The sequence below is a fragment of the Streptomyces sp. NBC_00029 genome (assembly GCF_045160505.1).
Lineage (GTDB): Bacteria > Actinomycetota > Actinomycetes > Streptomycetales > Streptomycetaceae > Streptomyces.
In genome coordinates this window covers 8470298-8486784 of the sequence record NZ_CP108292.1, presented here as the reverse complement: position 1 = coordinate 8486784, position 16487 = coordinate 8470298, and the positions used below count along the sequence as shown (strand labels likewise).

Sequence of the window (16487 nt, the reverse complement as noted above, 5' to 3'; positions counted from 1 at the left end):
GGACAGGAGAACAGCCGTGGCCACCGACGCCAGCAGCAGGCCGCTCGTCCCACCGCGGTCCGGGACGGGGCGGGCCCTCCCCGAGGCGGACGCCGACTGCGTGGAGCGGTGGCGCACCCACAAGGGTGAACTGGTCGACCTTTTGACGCAGGTACGGGAGCGCCTCGGCGGTGTCGCCGCGTTCCGCCTCGGACCGGAGCCGACCGTCCTGGTCACCGAACCCGAAGCCGTTCAGCACGTACTCGCCCGGCACCCCGCCCGGTACGTCAAGCGCTCCCACCGCGCCCGTCTGCTCATCGGCGACGGGGTGCTCGCCGCGACCGGCGAAGCCTGGCAGCGGCAACGCAAGCTGCTGCAGTCGCAGTTCACCGGGACGGGGATGCGCCGCTACGAGCAGCGGATCACCGCGGCGGCCCGGACCGCGGCCGAGCGGTGGGCCGGCCACGCGCGCACCGGGCGGACCTTCGACCTCGGCGAGGAGATGCGCCGCTTCGCCCTGGACACCATCTGGCGGGCGCTCACCGGGCACCCTCTCGACGAGGCCACGGCACACGAACTGACCGCCGTGGCCACGGTGGTGGCCGCGCTGCCGAGCCTGCCCGCGGATCAGGTGGACGCCCGGGACGCCGTCGCCGGCGATCTGGCCAGGATCGACGCCGTCGCCCGGCACGCGGTGGCCGCGGCCCGGGCCGGAGAGCCCGGCCCCGACGGGCCGGGGCTGCTGCAGGTTCTGGTGGAGGCGGCCGCCGAACGCCCCGAGTACACCGACCAGTTGCTGCGCGACGAGCTCGTCACGCTGCTGGTCGCCGGCCACGAGACCACCGCGACCACGCTGACCTGGCTGTATCTGCTCCTCGACCGCCACCCCTCGGCCCGCGAGGAGGCGCTCGCGGCGGGCCGCCCCGGTTCACCGGAGCGGCGCGCGGCCATCCAGGCCCTGGTCAGCGAGACGCTACGGCTCTACCCGTCCGCCTGGCTCCTGCCCAGGCACGCCGCCGAGGCCGACGTCCTGGCCGGCTACGCCGTCGAAGCGGGCACGGACCTGCTCGTATGCCCCTACCTCACCCACCGCGATCGCGGCCTGTGGCCGGATCCCGAGCACTTCGATCCTCGGCGCTTCACCGCCGCGGGCAGCCGTCCCACCCGGCCGGGCGCCTACCTGCCCTTCGGCATCGGTCCCCGCGCCTGCCTCGGTCAGCAGTTCGCCCTGCGCGAGTCGGTGGCCCTCCTCGAGGAGCTGCTGCCCGGCCACGTCCCGGACTTCCGGTCCGTCCCGGAGCGGGCGGCGTACAGCATCACCGTCCGCCCCGACGGCCCGACGCCCGTCATCCTCACCTCCGCGCTGAAGTGACCCCGTGTCAGCCCTCCCCCGAGGATGCGGTGTGCGAGGCGCTCTCGCGCAGGTCGGGGTCAAGCCGTTCCCGCTGCGCACTTCCGGCCTCGTACACCGCCACAAGATCCGCACGGTTAAGGTGAGATCGGCTTGCGGCAGTGTGCGCAGGGCAGTTGGAAGTATCGGAAGCAGGGGGACCGGGGATGGCTGGCATGCGTGTGCGGATCGAGTCCGGTGACGGGGGCCCGGGTGCGGCCGACGTCGCCGGACCCACCGAACGAACCCGGCTCACCGGGGACTTCGCCGACTGGCTGGCCCAGGACCGCGACGTCTCCCGGCACGCGGGCGTTCACCGCGTCCGCGCGGCGGCCCCGGGCGGAGCCATGTCGGGTGGCGATGTGGTCGAGTGGATCAGCCTCGCGGTCTCGTCCGGCTTCTCCGCCACGGCGCTGGTGTACGCACACCGGACGTTCCGCGCCTCGCTGCCGCCCCGGCTGCGCGCCGGATCGCGACTGGTGGTCGAGTACGACGGTGTCCGTGTGGTCGTCGAGGACGGTACGCCGCAGGACGCGGCCCGCATCGCACGCGCCCTGGCGGCGGGACGGCCGGCACCGGATGTCGCAGGCACCCCGGATGCCGAGGATGCCGCCGACGCCCCGGATGTCTCAGGGCGAACGCCGGAGGGCACGTCCGAGGATGCCCACGGTGCCGGTTCCTGACCCGGTCGAGAGCCGGGCGGTACTGATCGGGATCGACGGATTCACCCACCCGGACCTGGAGCCCCTGCCCGCGGCGGCGGCCGGGGCACGGCGCCTCGCCGATCTGCTGCGGGATCCCTCCGTCTGGGGGCTGCCCGCCGCGCACGTCACCGTGCTGGGCGCGGACGCCTCCGTCTCCCAGGTGCTGGGCGCGGTGCGTGACGCGGCCCTGGAGGCCACGGAGACCCTCTTCGTGTACTTCGCCGGGCACGGGCTGCGCGACCGCGACGAGCGGTTGTACCTGGCCCTGGCCGAGGCGGATGCGGACCATCCGCAGATCGGGACGCTGCCGTACCGGATGCTGCGCGATGTGCTGCGGCAGGCCGGCTACCGGGCGCGGCACCGGGTGACGGTGCTCGACTGCTGCTACAGCGGCCTGGCGGGTGCGATGTCGGGCGCCGGCGTCCCCACCCGTGTCGATCTCGCCCACGCCCTGGAGGAGGCCGAGCACCCGGACGGGAGCGGCGGTGGCGGCGCAGTGCAGGTGCCCGACGCGGACGACTACGGGGACTGCGTGCTGACCTCGGCTCCGCCGACGCGGCGCTCCTTCGTCCCGCCGGGTGCCCGGTTCCCGGAGTTCACCGGTGAGCTGATCGCCCTGCTGGAGCGCGGCATCGCGGGCGGTGGGCCGGAGTTGAGCCTGGAGGACGCCTGGCGCTCCGTACGGCGCCGGATGCGCGAGCGCGGCAGCCCCGAACCCCAGCAGTTCGCCCAGAACGCCGTGGCTGCCCGGATCCGCCTCCGTAACCGGGCCGCCCTCCCCGACACCACGGCATCCCGATTCGGGAACGGGCCGCTCGCCGTCATCGACGCCGAGGAGGGCCGGGTACGGGCGTACGGCGCGGAAGGCCGCGTGCTGCACTCCCCCGCCACCACGCTCGACGCGCTCCTGGAGTGGGCGACGGCCCGGGCGGGGCTCGGCGTGGCACGGCTGAACCGCCACGGTGAGGACGCCGGTCCCCTGCTGGTCCTCACCGACACCGGCGCCGGACGGTTCGGCCTCCCGGCCCGCCCGGACGGCGGTTCCCGGTGCCTTCCGGACGAACACGAGGCCGTCGTGCGGCTTCGGCGGGCGGGCTGGCAGCCGGCGGGGCCCGGCGTCGGTGCCTGGACCCGGCTGTACCGCTCCGGCGCCGGGGGCCGACGGCAGTGGGTGCAGCTGTGCGTGCTGCCCTGGGGCGCGCTCGACCCCCGCCACTGGGGCGGGACCGCACAGCGCCCGCCCGCGGAGGTCGCCCGGGTGCTCGGCACCTATGCCGAGCGCGTCATCACCCCGTGCGGCTCGCCCGCCGACACGGGCCTGGAGCTCATGACCGCGCTGCGGCCGCCGACCCGTGCCGTCCGGGAGAAGCGGACCGGAGCCTGGGTGTCCGCGCCCAATCCGGGTGCGCTGACGGAAGTGGTGGACTTGGCTCCGTGCGAGGACCCGGACGGACACCCCGTGCCGGTGGGCGACCGTTTCGGCTCCCACCTGCGCGAACCGGACCGGGTGTTGCGGGAGGAAACGCACTCCTGGTCGCGTCCGCCGACCGCCGCCGAGCTCCGCGCACCGCACGTGGTCGGCATCAGGGTGAACATGATGCTGGCCTCGGCGGCGAACCGGCTGAGGGTGGGGCAGGGCGCCCCTGTCCACGTCGAGCGGCCGCGCTTCGACAAGACCCTGCCCGGCAGCTGGCTCGTGGACCTGTCCCACATCGCCCTCGACGCGCGCCTGCCCTCCCCGTTCACCCCGCACGGCCGGCCCCCGGCGGGCGCGGCCTGGTACACCACCCCGACGCTCGCCTACGCGGTGGAGCTGGGCTTCGCCGTCCACCCCCTCGAGGCGTACGTCCGTACCCGCAGCGGCGGCTACCTGGACGCCTGGTACAAACGGCTGCGGGACGGCTATCTGGCCACCATGGCCGATCTCGGCGTGACCCCTGGTCTCACCGGCAAGGAGTTCCTGGACGCCATGGCCCGCAGCGCGCGGATCGATCCCGGAGCGGCCGCCGTTCTCGGCGCGATCGAGGCGACCGCCGAGGGCGGTCTGGACATGCTCGCCGGGCGTCCGTACGGGGCGGCCCCGCCACGCCCGGCCCGGCGGCCGGACATCCGGGCCGCCGTCGGGGCGACGGCCCGGGTCAACACGCACCGCAAGATGCTCAAGGTGGCGCGGGAGGCGGACCTGTTCCCGCTGGCGGTCGCCGCCGACTGCGTCGTGTACGCGTCGGACGGCCCCTCACCGCTGGACTTCCTTCCCCGCACACCGGAGGGCGAGCCGCTCCCCGGGGGCTTCCGACTGGGCGTCACGCCGGGGTGGGTCACGTACGCGGGTACGCGGAGTACGGCTTGGGCCGAGGACCTGCGCGCGGCCCACGGGCCGGACATCAACATCGCGCACCACATCGCGGACGGCGTGAGTTAGGCACGGGCGGGGCCCTCGCCGTCTCGGGTCCCGCCGGATCCCTGGGACGCGCGGCGGATCGCGTCGAGGGTGCGCGCGACGTCCTCGTCGGTCGTCGACCAGTTGCTCACGGAGATGCGCATGACCCGGCGGCCGTGCCAGGTGGAGCCGCTGATCCACGCCGTGCCCTCGTCGAGGAGGCGGGCGAGTACCCGGTCCGTGCGTTCGTCGTCGCCGAACTCGGCGCAGACCTGGGTGAAGGCCACCTCGTTGAGGACGGTCGCGCCGTCGATGGCGGCGATGCCGGTGGCGAAGGCGCGGGCGTGCCGGCACAGCCGGTCGACGAGGTCGGCCACGCCCGAGCGGCCCAGCGACCTGAGCGCGGCCCATACGGGGAAGGCCCGTCCGCGGCGGGAGAGTTCGGGGACCTTGTCGACGGGGTCGCCGTGTTCGTGCTGGATGAGGTAGTCGCCCTGCAGGCCCATCGCCGACCGGAGGGCGGAGGGGTCGCGGACGACGGCCAGGCCGCAGTCGTAGGGGACGTTCAGGGTCTTGTGCGCGTCCGTGGCCCAGGAGTCCGCCCCCGCGCAGCCGTCGGTGAGGTGGGCGTGGGCCGGGGAGGCGGCTGCCCACAGGCCGAAGGCGCCGTCCACGTGCACCCATGCCCCGGCGTCGCGCGCGGCACGGATCGCCGCGTCGAAGGGGTCGAAGGCGCCGGAGTGGATGTCCCCGGCCTGGAGGATCACGATCGTGGGTCCGGGAGCGCGGTGCGTCAGGGTGTCGCGCAGGGCGTCGGGGTCGATGCGTCCCTGGTCGTCCGCCCGCACGAGTTCGGGGCGGCCGAGCCCGAGGTAGCGCAGGGCCAGGTCGATGGCCATGTGGCGGTCCCGGCCCGCGACGACGCGTACGGGCGGCCCGCCGGCGAGTCCGTCGCGGGCGATGTCGTGGCCGGCGCCCCGCAGCAGGGCGTCGCGCCCGGCGGCGAGGCAGGTGAAGTTCGCCATGGTGGCGCCGGTGGTGAAGCCGACGGCGCTGTCGGGCGGCAGGCCGAGGAGGTCGAGCAGCCAGGTCGCGGCGATCTCCTCCACCGCGGTGTAGGCGGGCGAGACCGCGCGCATGACACAGTTCTGGTCCCAGGCGCTGACCAGCCAGTCCGCGGCGAGTGCGGCCGGCTCGGTGCCGCCGACCACGAAGCCGTAGAAGCGGCCGCTGGGGAACGCGGTGAGCCCGGGCTCACAGGCCGTGGCCAGCAGGTCGACGACCTCGGAGGGCCTGCTGGGTGCGTCGGGCAGCTCGCTGCCGAGCGCGCCCACGATCTCGTCGACCGGGGCGCGGGCGGGAACCGGGCGGTCGGACAGGCTGGCCAGCCAGCGGACGGCATGACCGTGCGCCTGTCGGAGCGCCGCCTCGCGCTCGTCCATACCTCGGACTATGGGACAGCCGCCGCCCGCCCGCAAGCGGCGGGCCGACGGGCGGCGGTCGGCCGGCGGTCGGGTCTGCGGGTCAGTGGATCACGCTGAAGCTGCGCCAGGGCCTGCTGACGGGAGCCGTCACGTTGGAGAGGGTCGTGGCCACATAGATCCCGTCGGCCCCCTCGGGCTCCTGGCAGTTGTCCGTCCGGTACAGCACGATGTCGACGAGGGTGTTGTTCTCGACGTGCGTGGCACCCTCCGGGATGCCGATCTTGTGGCAGCCGACGACCAGCGTGTTGGAGTAGCTCAGCTCCACCGGCGAGTCGTGCCCGCGGAAGCTCAGCATGCCGACGGTGCTCCGGCCCAGGCCCGAGCAGGCGCTGGCGGTCAGCAGCAGTGCTGCGACGCCCGCGATGATGCTGATACGTCGTCGGCTGTGGGACATGGGCTCGGTCCTCGTCTGTGCGGTGGTGACGGTCCTTGACCACAGCCTGACCCGGTCGGGCGCGCGTGGCCTCCGTTGCTCGGCCGACCGGATGAATGCCGGTGTGCCGGGCCCGTCACCCGGACCGCGGAGCGGACCTACAGGCTCAGTGCGTCCTCCGCGTTGTTCATCCAGGCGGTCACGGAGTTCTTGTCGGGCGAGACGTTCAGGCCGGGGGTCGACGCCTTCAGCGGAGTCTGCTTCAGGTCGGACTCCGTGTTCATGGTCATCCCGATCGAGTCGACGGTCTTGCCCTTGCCGTCCTTTGCGCCGCCCATGAGCCCGGCGTAGGCCGACTGCCCCGGTTCCAGCCGGATCGCGTCCTCGATACCGGGGGCTGCGCCGCGCTCCGTGGCCTGGCCGTCCAGGTCGCCGAAGGTCACGACCGGATGCCCCAGTACCCGGCACGCCTTGGAGCTCTTGTTGGTGATCTTCAGCAGGTAGCTGCTGGTCGTGGGTTCGGCCAGGGTCGCGGTGAACTTCACGTCGAAGGTGCTGCACGGGAAGACGTCGAAGTCGGGGTCGGTCGAGCCGGGCGCCGGCGCCTTGGACGGGGTCGCGGGCTTGGACGGCGCGGCGGACTTCGACGCACCCGGGGCCGGGCTCGTGGACGGGCCCGCGCTCACGCTCCCGGTGGGGCTCGCGGTCGGCGTTCCGGCCCCGCCCGCCGCGCCGTCCTCGGTGGGCCCACAGGCCGTCAGGGCCAGTGCGGATGCGGCGGCGAGGGCGATGGCGGCCTTGCGAACAGTGCTCATGATGGTGGTCCCCCTGAGGAGAAGCGCGGAACGCGCCGGGCTGGGCCGAACTGGATGAGCACCAGCGTCCCGCACAACCTTCACAGCTTGGTGACGGTGTGTTGCCGACTCGACCACGATGACGGCCGGACGCGGTCCGGAGCAGCATCGCCAATGCGTTCGACATGGCGTGCTCGTGCTCCGGAGAATCGGACCATGAGTCTCCTCGTGCACACCTTTGTCTACGACGCCGACGGCGGCCACGACTTCCTGGAGGACCCCGAGTACGGCGACACGCTGGCCGGATTCGAGAGCACCCGGACCCGGTTGTGGGGATCCGGGGCGATCCGGGCCCTGGGCGCCCGGTTCTTCCCACGGCTCGACGGGGACAACCTCTACGTGGAGCGCGACGAGATCGACGAGTTCCTCGCCGAGTGCGAGGCGGTCCGTCCGCACCTCGACCACCTCGCCGGGCAGGGCGGTTACCACGCCGAATACGTCGCCGAGCGCTTCGACAACATCGTCGCCGCCGCACTGCGGGCCAAGGCCGAGGGCGGCGGGATCGTCGTCTGGTGACAGGGGACGATTCCCGACCGGGGCGATCGGGGCCTGGGCCACGCGTCCCCCGGAACGAGTCGTTAGCATCTGGGCCCATGGGGAGATCCGAGGAGGCCGGCCGTGCCGACGCATGGCGCGTCACGGTGCTGGGGCACGAGCGCAAGGACGGTCTGCCGCCCGGCGGTCCGTCCCGTCCCGCGGGCCTGCCGCTCGCCCGACGCCAGGATCTGCGCATCCACGGCACCGCCGGGAAGATCAGCTGCATCGACGGCTCCGGCCGCACCCGCTGGACCGCCGCCTGCTCCGGCCGCCCCAACGCCGCCCACATCTCGGGCGGCCGGGTCCTGGTCACCACTGACTCCCTCGCGTACACGGCCTGGGGCAACCTCGGCCCGGCCGTGCTGCTCGACCTGGCGGACGGCAGCCGGATCGCCGAACTGCGCGGGGAGCGCGGCGCGGCCCTGGGCGGCGGGCGGTTCGTACTCGGTCTGGAGGGCTACGACGTCTTCGACACCTGGGCGTACGACCGCGACGGCACCCTGTACGACACCTGGCGCAGCTACGGCCACTACGTCGTCGGGACCGGCATCAGGGTCGTCGAGACCGACCGCCGCCTCCCCACCACCGGCCGGGTGGTCCGGCTGCTGCCGGGCGGTGGCATCGAGCGCGGCCCGCTGCTCACCGACCCGCAGACCCCGAAGCCGCTCGTGCTGGCGGACGGCACGATCCTGATTCTCGACGCCGGGGTACTGCGCGCCGTGGACCGCGGGCTCGGGGACACGGTTCTCGCCGAGCTCCTGCCCGTGGACCCCGAAGAAGTCTGGCGCTACCACGGTGAGCTCCGCCTCACCGGCGACCAGCTCACCGTGACGGTCACCGAAAGGCACCCCGACCGGTCCGACGAGCACACCCACCGGACCTGGACCCTCGCCCTGCGGTCCGGTCGATGACCCGCCGGGCCGTCAGTTCGCCACGACGGTCAGCACGGCCGATACGACCGTGACCGCGGACGCGGCCACCATCCAGTTGCGGGCCCGGCCCGACAGGACCGGGATCCCGTCGGCGTCGGCCTCCTCGGTGTCCTCCCCCGCCCCCCGCAGGCGCGGACACGAGCCGCAGGCCGGATCGTGTACCAGTGTGTCGAGCCAGACGACACCGTCGAGCGGCGCCCGAGCGAACAGCATCCCGTCAGATTCCATAACCGGACAACGCCATGATCCGCATCAGGCCACTGCCGGAGGCCGGACCGAGGCCCAACCGTTGCCGACCAGCCGATCACACAATGAGGTGAAAGGACCGGGTCACCGGCCGCGGCGGTTGTCGTAGACGGTGAGACAGAGCGCCTTCATGGCGGTCTCCGCCCGCTTGGGGTCCACGCCCTGGTCGATGGCCTCGAGAGCGGCCGCCGCCGAGGTCCGTACCGGGTACGGCAGGCCCTCGTAGGCGGAGATCCGGTAGGCCATCTTCCGTCGGGCCTCCCGCTCGACCTCGCTCACCCCCTCGGCGGTCAGGGGAAAGACGGCCGCCTGGTACGTGGCGATGCAGACGAGCGCGGCGTCGGCGAGGCCCTCGGCGTAGCCGTCGGCCGGAACCGCCTCGGCATCGGGCCGGAAGAGGGCGAGGACCTGCCGGCGGGAGAAGAACGATCCCAGCCCCGCGCCGAGTCCGGCCACCGCCGCGAGGACCACGGCCATCAGCCTGCCGGAGAGGAGCAGGCCGAGGCAGGCTCCGCCGACCACGCCGCACGTCACCAGGACGAAGGTGATCATCAGGTGGATGCGCGCGGCGGGCGGGGACTTCATGGCAGCAGTATGCACAGTGCTTCCGTGCGTCAGACGCGGCGGTCGGCCGCGTCGAAGCGGGCCAGGGAGAGGGCCCCGGCGTGCAGGGATCCCTCCAGTGCGCGGTACGTCGCCCCGTCCAGGCCGCCCAGCTCCTGCGCCACCTCCTCGGTCGCGTCCCGGGCGATCTCGGCGGCGAGTTCCTCCGGCGGGGTACGGGGTCCTAGCTTGCTCACCGCTGAGGCGGCCCGGGCCGGGGTGAGCAGGCCGGTGCCGTGGGCGAGCAGCCAGCCGGGGACTCCGGCGGCGCCTTCGGGGGGCGCCTCGTACGGGCGCGAGCCGTCGAACCGCTCGTCCTCGGCGAAGGCGGGCTGCTTGAACTTGGCCATCGGCCGACCGGGTTCGCGGGATCCCCCGGCGGGTTTGACCACGATGCCCTCGGCGAGGTTGCCGGTGAGCGCGGGCAGGCCCAGCAGGCCGGGCAGCCGGGTGGGGAAGACCACCGGGAGCTCCTGGAGGCGCGCGAGGGGGCCTTCGGCCAGCAGCGGGACGCAGAGCAGCCCGGCCGCGGCCGCCGCAGCGCGCAGCGTCCGGTCGCCGACCCAGTACGGGCCGTCGGCATCGGCGACGGTGGCGTCGAAGGGAAGCCAGACCAGTCCGGGCGCGTACCAGACGCCGGTCTGCACGGGCTCGGCCCCGGGCGTCGCCGGTACGCCGGGGTGCGGGTAGCGGCCGCCCGCGAGTTCGCCGTAGACGGTCACGACCGCGGAGGCCGGGGCTCCGGTGTCCTCGCGCAGAGTCTGTGCGCAGCGGGTCGCGGCGACGGCCAGGGCGGGCCAGATGCGGCCGACGCCGAAGAAGTCGTCCAGTCCGCCGTCCTCGAGCAGTTCGCGCCGCTTGGCGGGGCGTGCGCCCGACGCGTCGCACACGACGGCGAAATTGGCGCCGTGGATCTTCTCGTGGGCCACCCAGTTCCGCCCGCGGGCCTCGCCCAGCCGGGTGTTCGCGGGGATCTTCGGGTAGGGGGTCCAGGGACGGGGTTCGGGGTGCACCGCACGATCGTAGTCAGCCCGTCGGTCAAGGTCGTCGGATTAACTCCGGGGGGGGTGTGCCCCGGCCCTGGTCGCGCCCGGTGGAAACCCTTTGGCCGCTGGGGTGTTGGCGCTCTAGCATGACCCCTCATGCCTACCAATGAACAGATCATCGGACGTGCCCTGGACCGGATCGTCGCGGGCTACGTCTTCCCCGACAAGACCGTGGTCGTCGACGCCGAGATCCGGCGCCGTCTCGCGGCGGGGGCCTATGAGGGCCTGGACGGGCCGGAGCTCTGCGAGACGGTGACCGCCCACCTCCAGGAGGTCTGCCCGGACAAGCACCTGCGCCTGCTGTGGACCGACGAGCCGCAGTCGCTGGACCCGGTGGACGACGACGGCGGGGAGGCCGCCTTCCTGGCGCTGCTCCGGGCGGAGAACCAGGGGATCCAGCGCGTCGAGCGGCTGGAGGGGAACATCGGGCTCATCGAGCTCCGGCGCATCGCGAGCGCCACCGAGGGCGCGAGCGCGATCGGCGCGGCCATGCAGCTGGTCGCGCACAGTTCCGCTCTCGTACTGGACCTGCGTGGCTGCCTCGGCGGGGTGCCGGAGGGGGCCGCCATGTGGTGCAGCTACTTCCTCCCCGACGACCAGGTGCACCTGCACGACATCTACGACCGGACCTCGGACACGACCCGCCAGTTCTGGACGGTCGCGCACCTTCCCGCACCACGCTACCTGGACCGGCCGGTCCACATCCTGACGAGCGCGGTCACCTTCTCCGGGGGCGAGGACGTGGCGTACACCCTGCAGGCGCAGGGGCGGGCCGTCGTCGTGGGCGAGACGACCCGGGGCGGCGCCCATCCGACGGCCCGGCACGCGGTCGCCGAGCACGTTCTGGTGACCGTGCCGACCGCTCGGACGATCAACACCGTCACGGGCGGGAACTGGGAGGGCGTGGGGGTCGTTCCCGACGTCCGGGTGCCGGCGGAGCAGGCGCTGGAGACGGCGCTCAAGGCCTTCCGGCCGGGCGCCTGAACCGGGCGCGGAGCCGGGCGTCCGAGCCGGGCCGGAGCCGGGCGCCCGGGCCGGGCCCGAACCCCGGACCGGTCAGATCGGGTCCACGTCCAGGAATGCCGCGAGGGCGGCCTCGCTGTCGCCCACGCCACCGGGCAGGGCCAGCTCCGCCCAGATGACCTTGCCCTCGGGTGTGTAGCGGGTGCCCCAGTGCTCGCTGAGCTGCGCGACCAGGAACAGGCCGCGTCCGCCCTCGTCGGTGGTGGCGGCGTAGCGCAGGTGGGGGGCGGTGCTGCTGCCGTCCCACACCTCGCAGGTCAGGTTGTGGTCGTGGAGCAGCCGTACCCGGACGGGCCCGCTGCCGTGCCGCAGGGCGTTGGTGATCAGTTCGCTGAGGATCAGTTCCGTGGCGAAGCCCAGGTCCGCCAGACCCCATTCGTCGAGCTTCTTCGCCGCGGCGTTGCGCATGGCGCCCACCGCGCTCGGCTCGAACGGTACGTCCCACTGCGCGACCCGGTCCGGCCCCAGCGTCCGGGTCCGCGCGATGAGCAGGGCCACGTCGTCGGTCGGCCGGGGCGGCAGCAGCATGTCGAGCACGGCCCGGCAGCTCTCGTGCGGGTCCCGGTCGGGGTGGCTGAGCGCCACGCGCAGCAGTTCCAGCCCCTCGCCGATGTCCCGGGTCCGCTCCTCGATCAGGCCGTCCGTGTAGAGCACCAGCTGGCTGCCCTCCGCGAGGTCCAGTTCCGCGGTCTCGAAGGGCATGCCGCCCAGCCCCAGCGGGGGCCCGGCCGGCAGCTCCACGATCTCCGTGGTGCCGTCGGGGGCGACCACCAGGGGTGGCAGGTGGCCGGCGCGCGCCATCGTGCAGCGCTGGGACACCGGGTCGTAGACGGCGTACAGGCAGGTCGCGCCCAGAACGCCGCCGTTCACGTCGGCGCCCTCCCCGTCGTGGTCGATGCGCTGTACGAGGTCGTCCAGGCGGGCCAGGATCTCGTCGGGCGGCAGGTCGAGCGAGGAGAAGTTGTGCACGGCCGTACGGAGCCGCCCCATGGTGGCGGCGGCGTGCAGCCCGTGCCCGACCACGTCCCCGACGACCAGGGCGACGCGGCATCCCGCCAGCGGGATCACGTCGAACCAGTCCCCGCCGACCCCGGACTGCGCGGGCAGGTAGAAGTGCGCCACGTCCATGGCGCTCTGCTCGGGCAGGGCGCGCGGCAGCAGGCTGCGCTGGAGGGTCACGGCGAGGGCGTGTTCGCGGGTGTAGCGGCGCGCGTTGTCCATGCTGACCGCCGCGCGGGCGACGAGTTCCTCGGCCAGGGACAGCTCGTCCTCGTCGAAGGGCTCCTGCTTCTGCGACCGCCAGAAGTTGACCACCCCGAGGACGACGCCCCGGGCCATGAGCGGAGCCGCGATGAGCGAGTGGATTCCGTACTCGACGATGGCGTGGGCGCGCGGCGGGTCCTGGGCCTGCCAGCCGGGCGCGTCGGCCAGGTCGGGCACCAGCTCGGCCCGGCCCGTGCCGTAGCCGCGCGCCTGGGGGGTGGAGGGCAGGAAGTCGATCAGCCGCCCGACGGGGTAGAGGGGGTGGTCGGAGCGGATGCCGCTGACCGCGGTGCGCCGCATGTCGGAGCCCGCGCGGGGCTCCTCTCCGTCGATGACCTGGTCGGCCAGGTCGACCGTGACGAAGTCGGCGAACCGGGGGACGGCCACGGCGGCGAGTTCCTCGGCCGTCCGTACCACGTCGAGGCTGGTTCCGATGTCGCCGCCCGCGTCGTACAGCAGCTTCAGGCGCCGGCGGGCGGTCTCCGCCCGGCTGGTCAGGACCTGCATCTCGGTGGAGTCCCGGATGGTCACGGCGGCGCCCTCCGGGCGGCCCCCGGGGTGGGTGGGCCGCTGGTTGACGACGAGCAGCCTGTCTCCGGATTCCAGGACCTCGTCGGTGGCCTCCCGGCAGGAGAGCAGCAGGTCCGCCATCCGGCGGTCCAGGCCCGGTACGTCCGCGATGTGGCGGCCGTCGGCGTCCTCCGGCAGCCCGAGGAGGCGTTTGGCCTCGTCGTTCGCCAGCAGGAGGCGGCCTTCGCCGTCGGTGATCAGCACGCCTTCGCGGACCGCGTGGAGCACCGCGTCGTGGTGCTCGTACATGCGGGTCATCTCCTGCGTGCCGAGCCCGTGGGTCTGGCGGCGCAGGCGTCTGCTGATCAGCGCGGTGCCGACGGTGGCCAGGGCGAGGCCGGTGGCGATGGCCAGCAGGATGACCGGGAGCTGGCGGTCGACCACGCCGGTGACGTTCTTGACCGTGAGGCCCGCCGACACGAGCGCGACGACCTTGCCGTCGGGCGCGGTGACCGGCACCACGGCCTGGATCTCCTTGCCGAGCGGTCCGTCGACGCTCTCGGTGTGGACCTCGCCGGCGAGCGAGGGCTCGATCGTCCCGACGAAGCGTTTCCCGATGCGGTCGGGCTGGGGGTGGCTGTACCGGATGCCCTTGGTGTCCATCACGACGATGAAGTCGACCCCGGCGGCCTTGCGCGTCTCCTCGGCGAGCGGCTGGAGGGTCGCGGACGGATCGGACGTCTTGAGGGTGTCCTGGAGGCCCAGGGAGTGGGCGAAGGTCTCGGCGACCGACACCGACCGGTTGCGCGCCTCGCGTTCGGTGTCGTGCTTCGACTGGAGGACCAGAGCCAGCAGCGCCCCGGCCGCGAGCAACACCACGATCGCCACCTGGAGGACGAATACCTGTCCGGCGACGCTCTTCTTCCGGTTGCCTAGCAGTGACCGCACCGACGTGCCCGGCACGGGTGGCGAGGAATGGTCACGAACCCAGTTGTAGCACCTCCGCGCCCCTCTGGCCCCCGGCGTGCACGATACGCGCCCGGATTGTCACCCCTGGTCCCCCGGCGGCTTCAGCCGGCGCGGCGCTCGGCCGCGGCCTGGAGGCCGTTCGCGGCGGGACCGGACGAAGGCAGCGGGGGCTTCGGGGTGGCGCCGGGAGTGGCCCCGGGAGTCGCCTCCGGAGCCCCTTCCGGGGTGCCCTCCGGGGTGCAGGTGACCTCGTCGCGCGGCGTGTAGTGGGTCTTGAAGTCCTCGCGCCGCACTTCCTTGCCGCCCTGGACGAAGACGCGCCCGACGGTGACGTCGAAGCCCTCCAGCGGGGTCTGGACCTCGCAGGTCTCACCACTGCCCGTGCGCTGGGCGGGCGGCGTGATGTTGGTCCGCGGCCCCTTGGTCGCGCGTATCTCGTCGTACTTCTTCGTGCCGAGGAGGGTGATCGTCAGCGAGGTGTCGGTGGAGCTCGCCTGGATGTAGAGGGGGTGGCCGGAGTCGTTGATCCAGCGCAGGTCGAGGGTGCCCCAGGCCACGGTGGCCTCCCGGCCCTCGGGGTAGCGCTCGATGTAGAAGGAGTGGGCGCCGTACTCGACGGGCTTGACGCCCGCGAAGAACATCGCGTTGAACATGGTGGTGGCGACCGCCGAGACTCCGCCGCCGGGGGACTTCACGTACTGGCCGTCGTTGATCATGATGCCGTCGACGAAGCCGTTCTCGGGGGTGCGCTCACCGACCGTGCGGTTGAAGCTCCACTCCTCGCCGGGCATGACGACGGAACCGTCGATCAGCTCGACGGCGCGGCCGACGTTGGTGGTGCGGTAGGGGGCGGCCGGGAATTCGACGGTGAAGGAGGAGACCTTCTCCTTGATGCCCAGCCGCCGCGCCTCTGCGCTGGTGAGGTCCGGCTCGACGGCCACGGTGGCGACCTCGCCGCTGCGGGCGGCGCCCGTGCGGGTCAGCAGCGGCAGCACGGCCCGGCCCAGCGCCTCCTGCGTGACCTTCCGTCCCGCCAGGCCCTGGTCGGCGATCACCACGCTGCCGTCCGCTTCGAGGCGGGGCTCGGCGTCGCGCGGCGCGCGGGTGACCTCTTCGATCGGGCGGGCCACCGCCGGGTCGGCGAGCAGGCTCTTGGAGTCGAGGGCCGGTACGAGGCGGCCCTGTCCGTCGGCCCGCATCTTCAGGTGCTCGCCGAGCACGGCGGGGGGTATGGACATGCGCTTGCCGGCGACGGTGAGCGTGACGGGCCCGGACATCGCGGGCTCGGCGAACTGGCGCATGGCCCGTCCGGTCTCCTCGGCGCCGATGCGCGGCTCGGTGCGCGTGACCGGCAGCACGACGGGGCCGGCATCCGGACGCAGGTAGGCCTTGCGGAGGGTGTCGAGGGCCTTGTCCTCGACGAGGTCGACCCCGGGGAGCGGCGCGACGGCCTTCGCGGTGCCCTCATCGAACGCGATCACGCCGTCGCGGACGTGCTGCTCGGTGGTCGCGCCGAGGCGGTCGACCGCGGCGCGGGCCGTCTGCTCGTTCATGCGGATCACGGGCGCCAGGTCCCGCTCGTCCGAGGAGAAGAGGCCGCCGATGACCGTGACCGGACCGTATCCGTTGCGTACGGCGCGGTCCACGGTCGCGTCGGTGTCGAGCGAGAGCCCGAGCGCGGCGGGATCGGCCTTCTCCACGCGGTCGCCGATCCGCATCGCGATCGGGGCCGCGGCGGCGGGTCCGAGCTCCCTGGTCAGCGTGGTGCGCGCCTCGGCCCGGCTCATGCCACCGATGTCCACCCCCAGGACCCGCGTGCCCTGGTCGATGTCGCCACCGACCGCGAACGCGGTCCCGTAGAGGCCGCCCAGTCCGAGTACGACGGCTCCCCCTGCCAGCGGCAGAGCGATCCGTCGGTTGCCCGTCCAGCTGCGCACGCGTCCCATGTCTCTCCCGTAGCGCCGACCGGTCCAGCAGGTGGCGCGGGCCGCAAAGGCAGCCATATACGACAATTACGGGGCTTAATGATCCCTGCCGAGGGTTCGATTTTGGGATGAATGTAATAGTTGTCACGATTCTCACTGCCTGTGCACGCCTGGTATCCCCCGCGCACGCGCTGATCAGCAGGCCGTACGCGCCGCCCGCCGCCGAAACGCCGGGCCCGTGCGCGCCGGCGGCGGGGGGCGCGACGGGA

At 73.3% G+C, this 16487-nt stretch carries 14 protein-coding genes; 6 read left to right on the top strand and 8 right to left on the bottom strand.

Going from position 1 to position 16487, the window contains the following annotated elements:
• Window positions 1-16 precede the first annotated feature (16 nt).
• The 3 genes from OG753_RS39050 to tap all read left to right on the top strand — a co-directional run bounded on the left by OG753_RS39050 (window position 17) and on the right by tap (window position 4495).
• Window positions 17-1351 (top strand): cytochrome P450, encoded by a 1335-nt coding sequence (locus tag OG753_RS39050; RefSeq protein ID WP_405792310.1) that lies wholly within the window; start codon window positions 17-19, stop codon window positions 1349-1351.
• Window positions 1352-1536: 185 nt separating this feature from the next.
• Window positions 1537-2052, top strand: a complete 516-nt coding sequence (locus OG753_RS39045; RefSeq protein WP_405792308.1) for a hypothetical protein — start codon at window positions 1537-1539, stop codon at window positions 2050-2052.
• Window positions 2039-4495, top strand: a complete 2457-nt coding sequence (gene tap, locus OG753_RS39040; RefSeq protein WP_405792306.1) for a telomere-associated protein Tap — start codon at window positions 2039-2041, stop codon at window positions 4493-4495. Before OG753_RS39045 ends, tap begins: the two co-directional genes overlap by 14 nt.
• On the opposite strand, the gene OG753_RS39035 is transcribed toward tap, so the two are convergent.
• From OG753_RS39035 to OG753_RS39025, 3 genes are all read right to left on the bottom strand, one after another.
• Window positions 4492-5895: a pyridoxal phosphate-dependent decarboxylase family protein gene (locus OG753_RS39035; protein ID WP_405792304.1), complete on the bottom strand. Its 1404-nt coding sequence runs from the start codon at window positions 5893-5895 to the stop codon at window positions 4492-4494. The genes tap and OG753_RS39035 overlap by 4 nt on opposite strands.
• A gap of 82 nt (window positions 5896-5977) precedes the next feature.
• A complete protein-coding gene (locus OG753_RS39030; protein ID WP_327266501.1) occupies window positions 5978-6331 on the bottom strand; it encodes a hypothetical protein in 354 nt (117 codons plus the stop codon).
• A gap of 137 nt (window positions 6332-6468) precedes the next feature.
• On the bottom strand, window positions 6469-7125 hold the full coding sequence (locus OG753_RS39025) for a DUF4232 domain-containing protein (protein ID WP_405792302.1): 657 nt from the start codon (window positions 7123-7125) through the stop codon (window positions 6469-6471).
• Between the two features lie 195 nt (window positions 7126-7320).
• Between OG753_RS39025 and OG753_RS39020 the strand changes: the two genes are divergently transcribed.
• Window positions 7321-7680: a hypothetical protein gene (locus tag OG753_RS39020; protein ID WP_327266499.1), complete on the top strand. Its 360-nt coding sequence runs from the start codon at window positions 7321-7323 to the stop codon at window positions 7678-7680.
• A gap of 77 nt (window positions 7681-7757) precedes the next feature.
• Window positions 7758-8612 carry a hypothetical protein gene (locus OG753_RS39015; protein WP_327266498.1) on the top strand — a complete coding sequence of 285 codons (855 nt, stop codon included), beginning with the start codon at window positions 7758-7760 and terminating at the stop codon, window positions 8610-8612.
• Window positions 8613-8624: 12 nt separating this feature from the next.
• Here the strand turns inward: OG753_RS39015 and OG753_RS39010 are convergent, their stop codons facing one another.
• From OG753_RS39010 to OG753_RS39000, 3 genes are all read right to left on the bottom strand, one after another.
• Window positions 8625-8846, bottom strand: a complete 222-nt coding sequence (locus OG753_RS39010; RefSeq protein WP_327266497.1) for a hypothetical protein — start codon at window positions 8844-8846, stop codon at window positions 8625-8627.
• Window positions 8847-8963: 117 nt separating this feature from the next.
• On the bottom strand, window positions 8964-9464 hold the full coding sequence (locus OG753_RS39005; RefSeq protein WP_327266496.1) for a hypothetical protein: 501 nt from the start codon (window positions 9462-9464) through the stop codon (window positions 8964-8966).
• Between the two features lie 29 nt (window positions 9465-9493).
• A complete protein-coding gene (locus OG753_RS39000) occupies window positions 9494-10495 on the bottom strand; it encodes an RNA ligase family protein (RefSeq protein ID WP_327266495.1) in 1002 nt (333 codons plus the stop codon).
• A 129-nt stretch (window positions 10496-10624) separates the two neighbouring features.
• On the opposite strand from OG753_RS39000, the gene OG753_RS38995 reads away from it, so the two are divergent.
• A complete protein-coding gene (locus OG753_RS38995) occupies window positions 10625-11512 on the top strand; it encodes a S41 family peptidase (RefSeq protein ID WP_327266494.1) in 888 nt (295 codons plus the stop codon).
• A gap of 72 nt (window positions 11513-11584) precedes the next feature.
• On the opposite strand, the gene OG753_RS38990 is transcribed toward OG753_RS38995, so the two are convergent.
• Window positions 11585-14272, bottom strand: coding sequence for a SpoIIE family protein phosphatase (locus OG753_RS38990; RefSeq protein WP_405792298.1), 2688 nt, complete (start codon window positions 14270-14272; stop codon window positions 11585-11587).
• Between the two features lie 122 nt (window positions 14273-14394).
• A complete protein-coding gene (locus OG753_RS38985) occupies window positions 14395-16239 on the bottom strand; it encodes a VanW family protein (RefSeq protein ID WP_327266493.1) in 1845 nt (614 codons plus the stop codon).
• Window positions 16240-16487 lie beyond the last annotated feature (248 nt).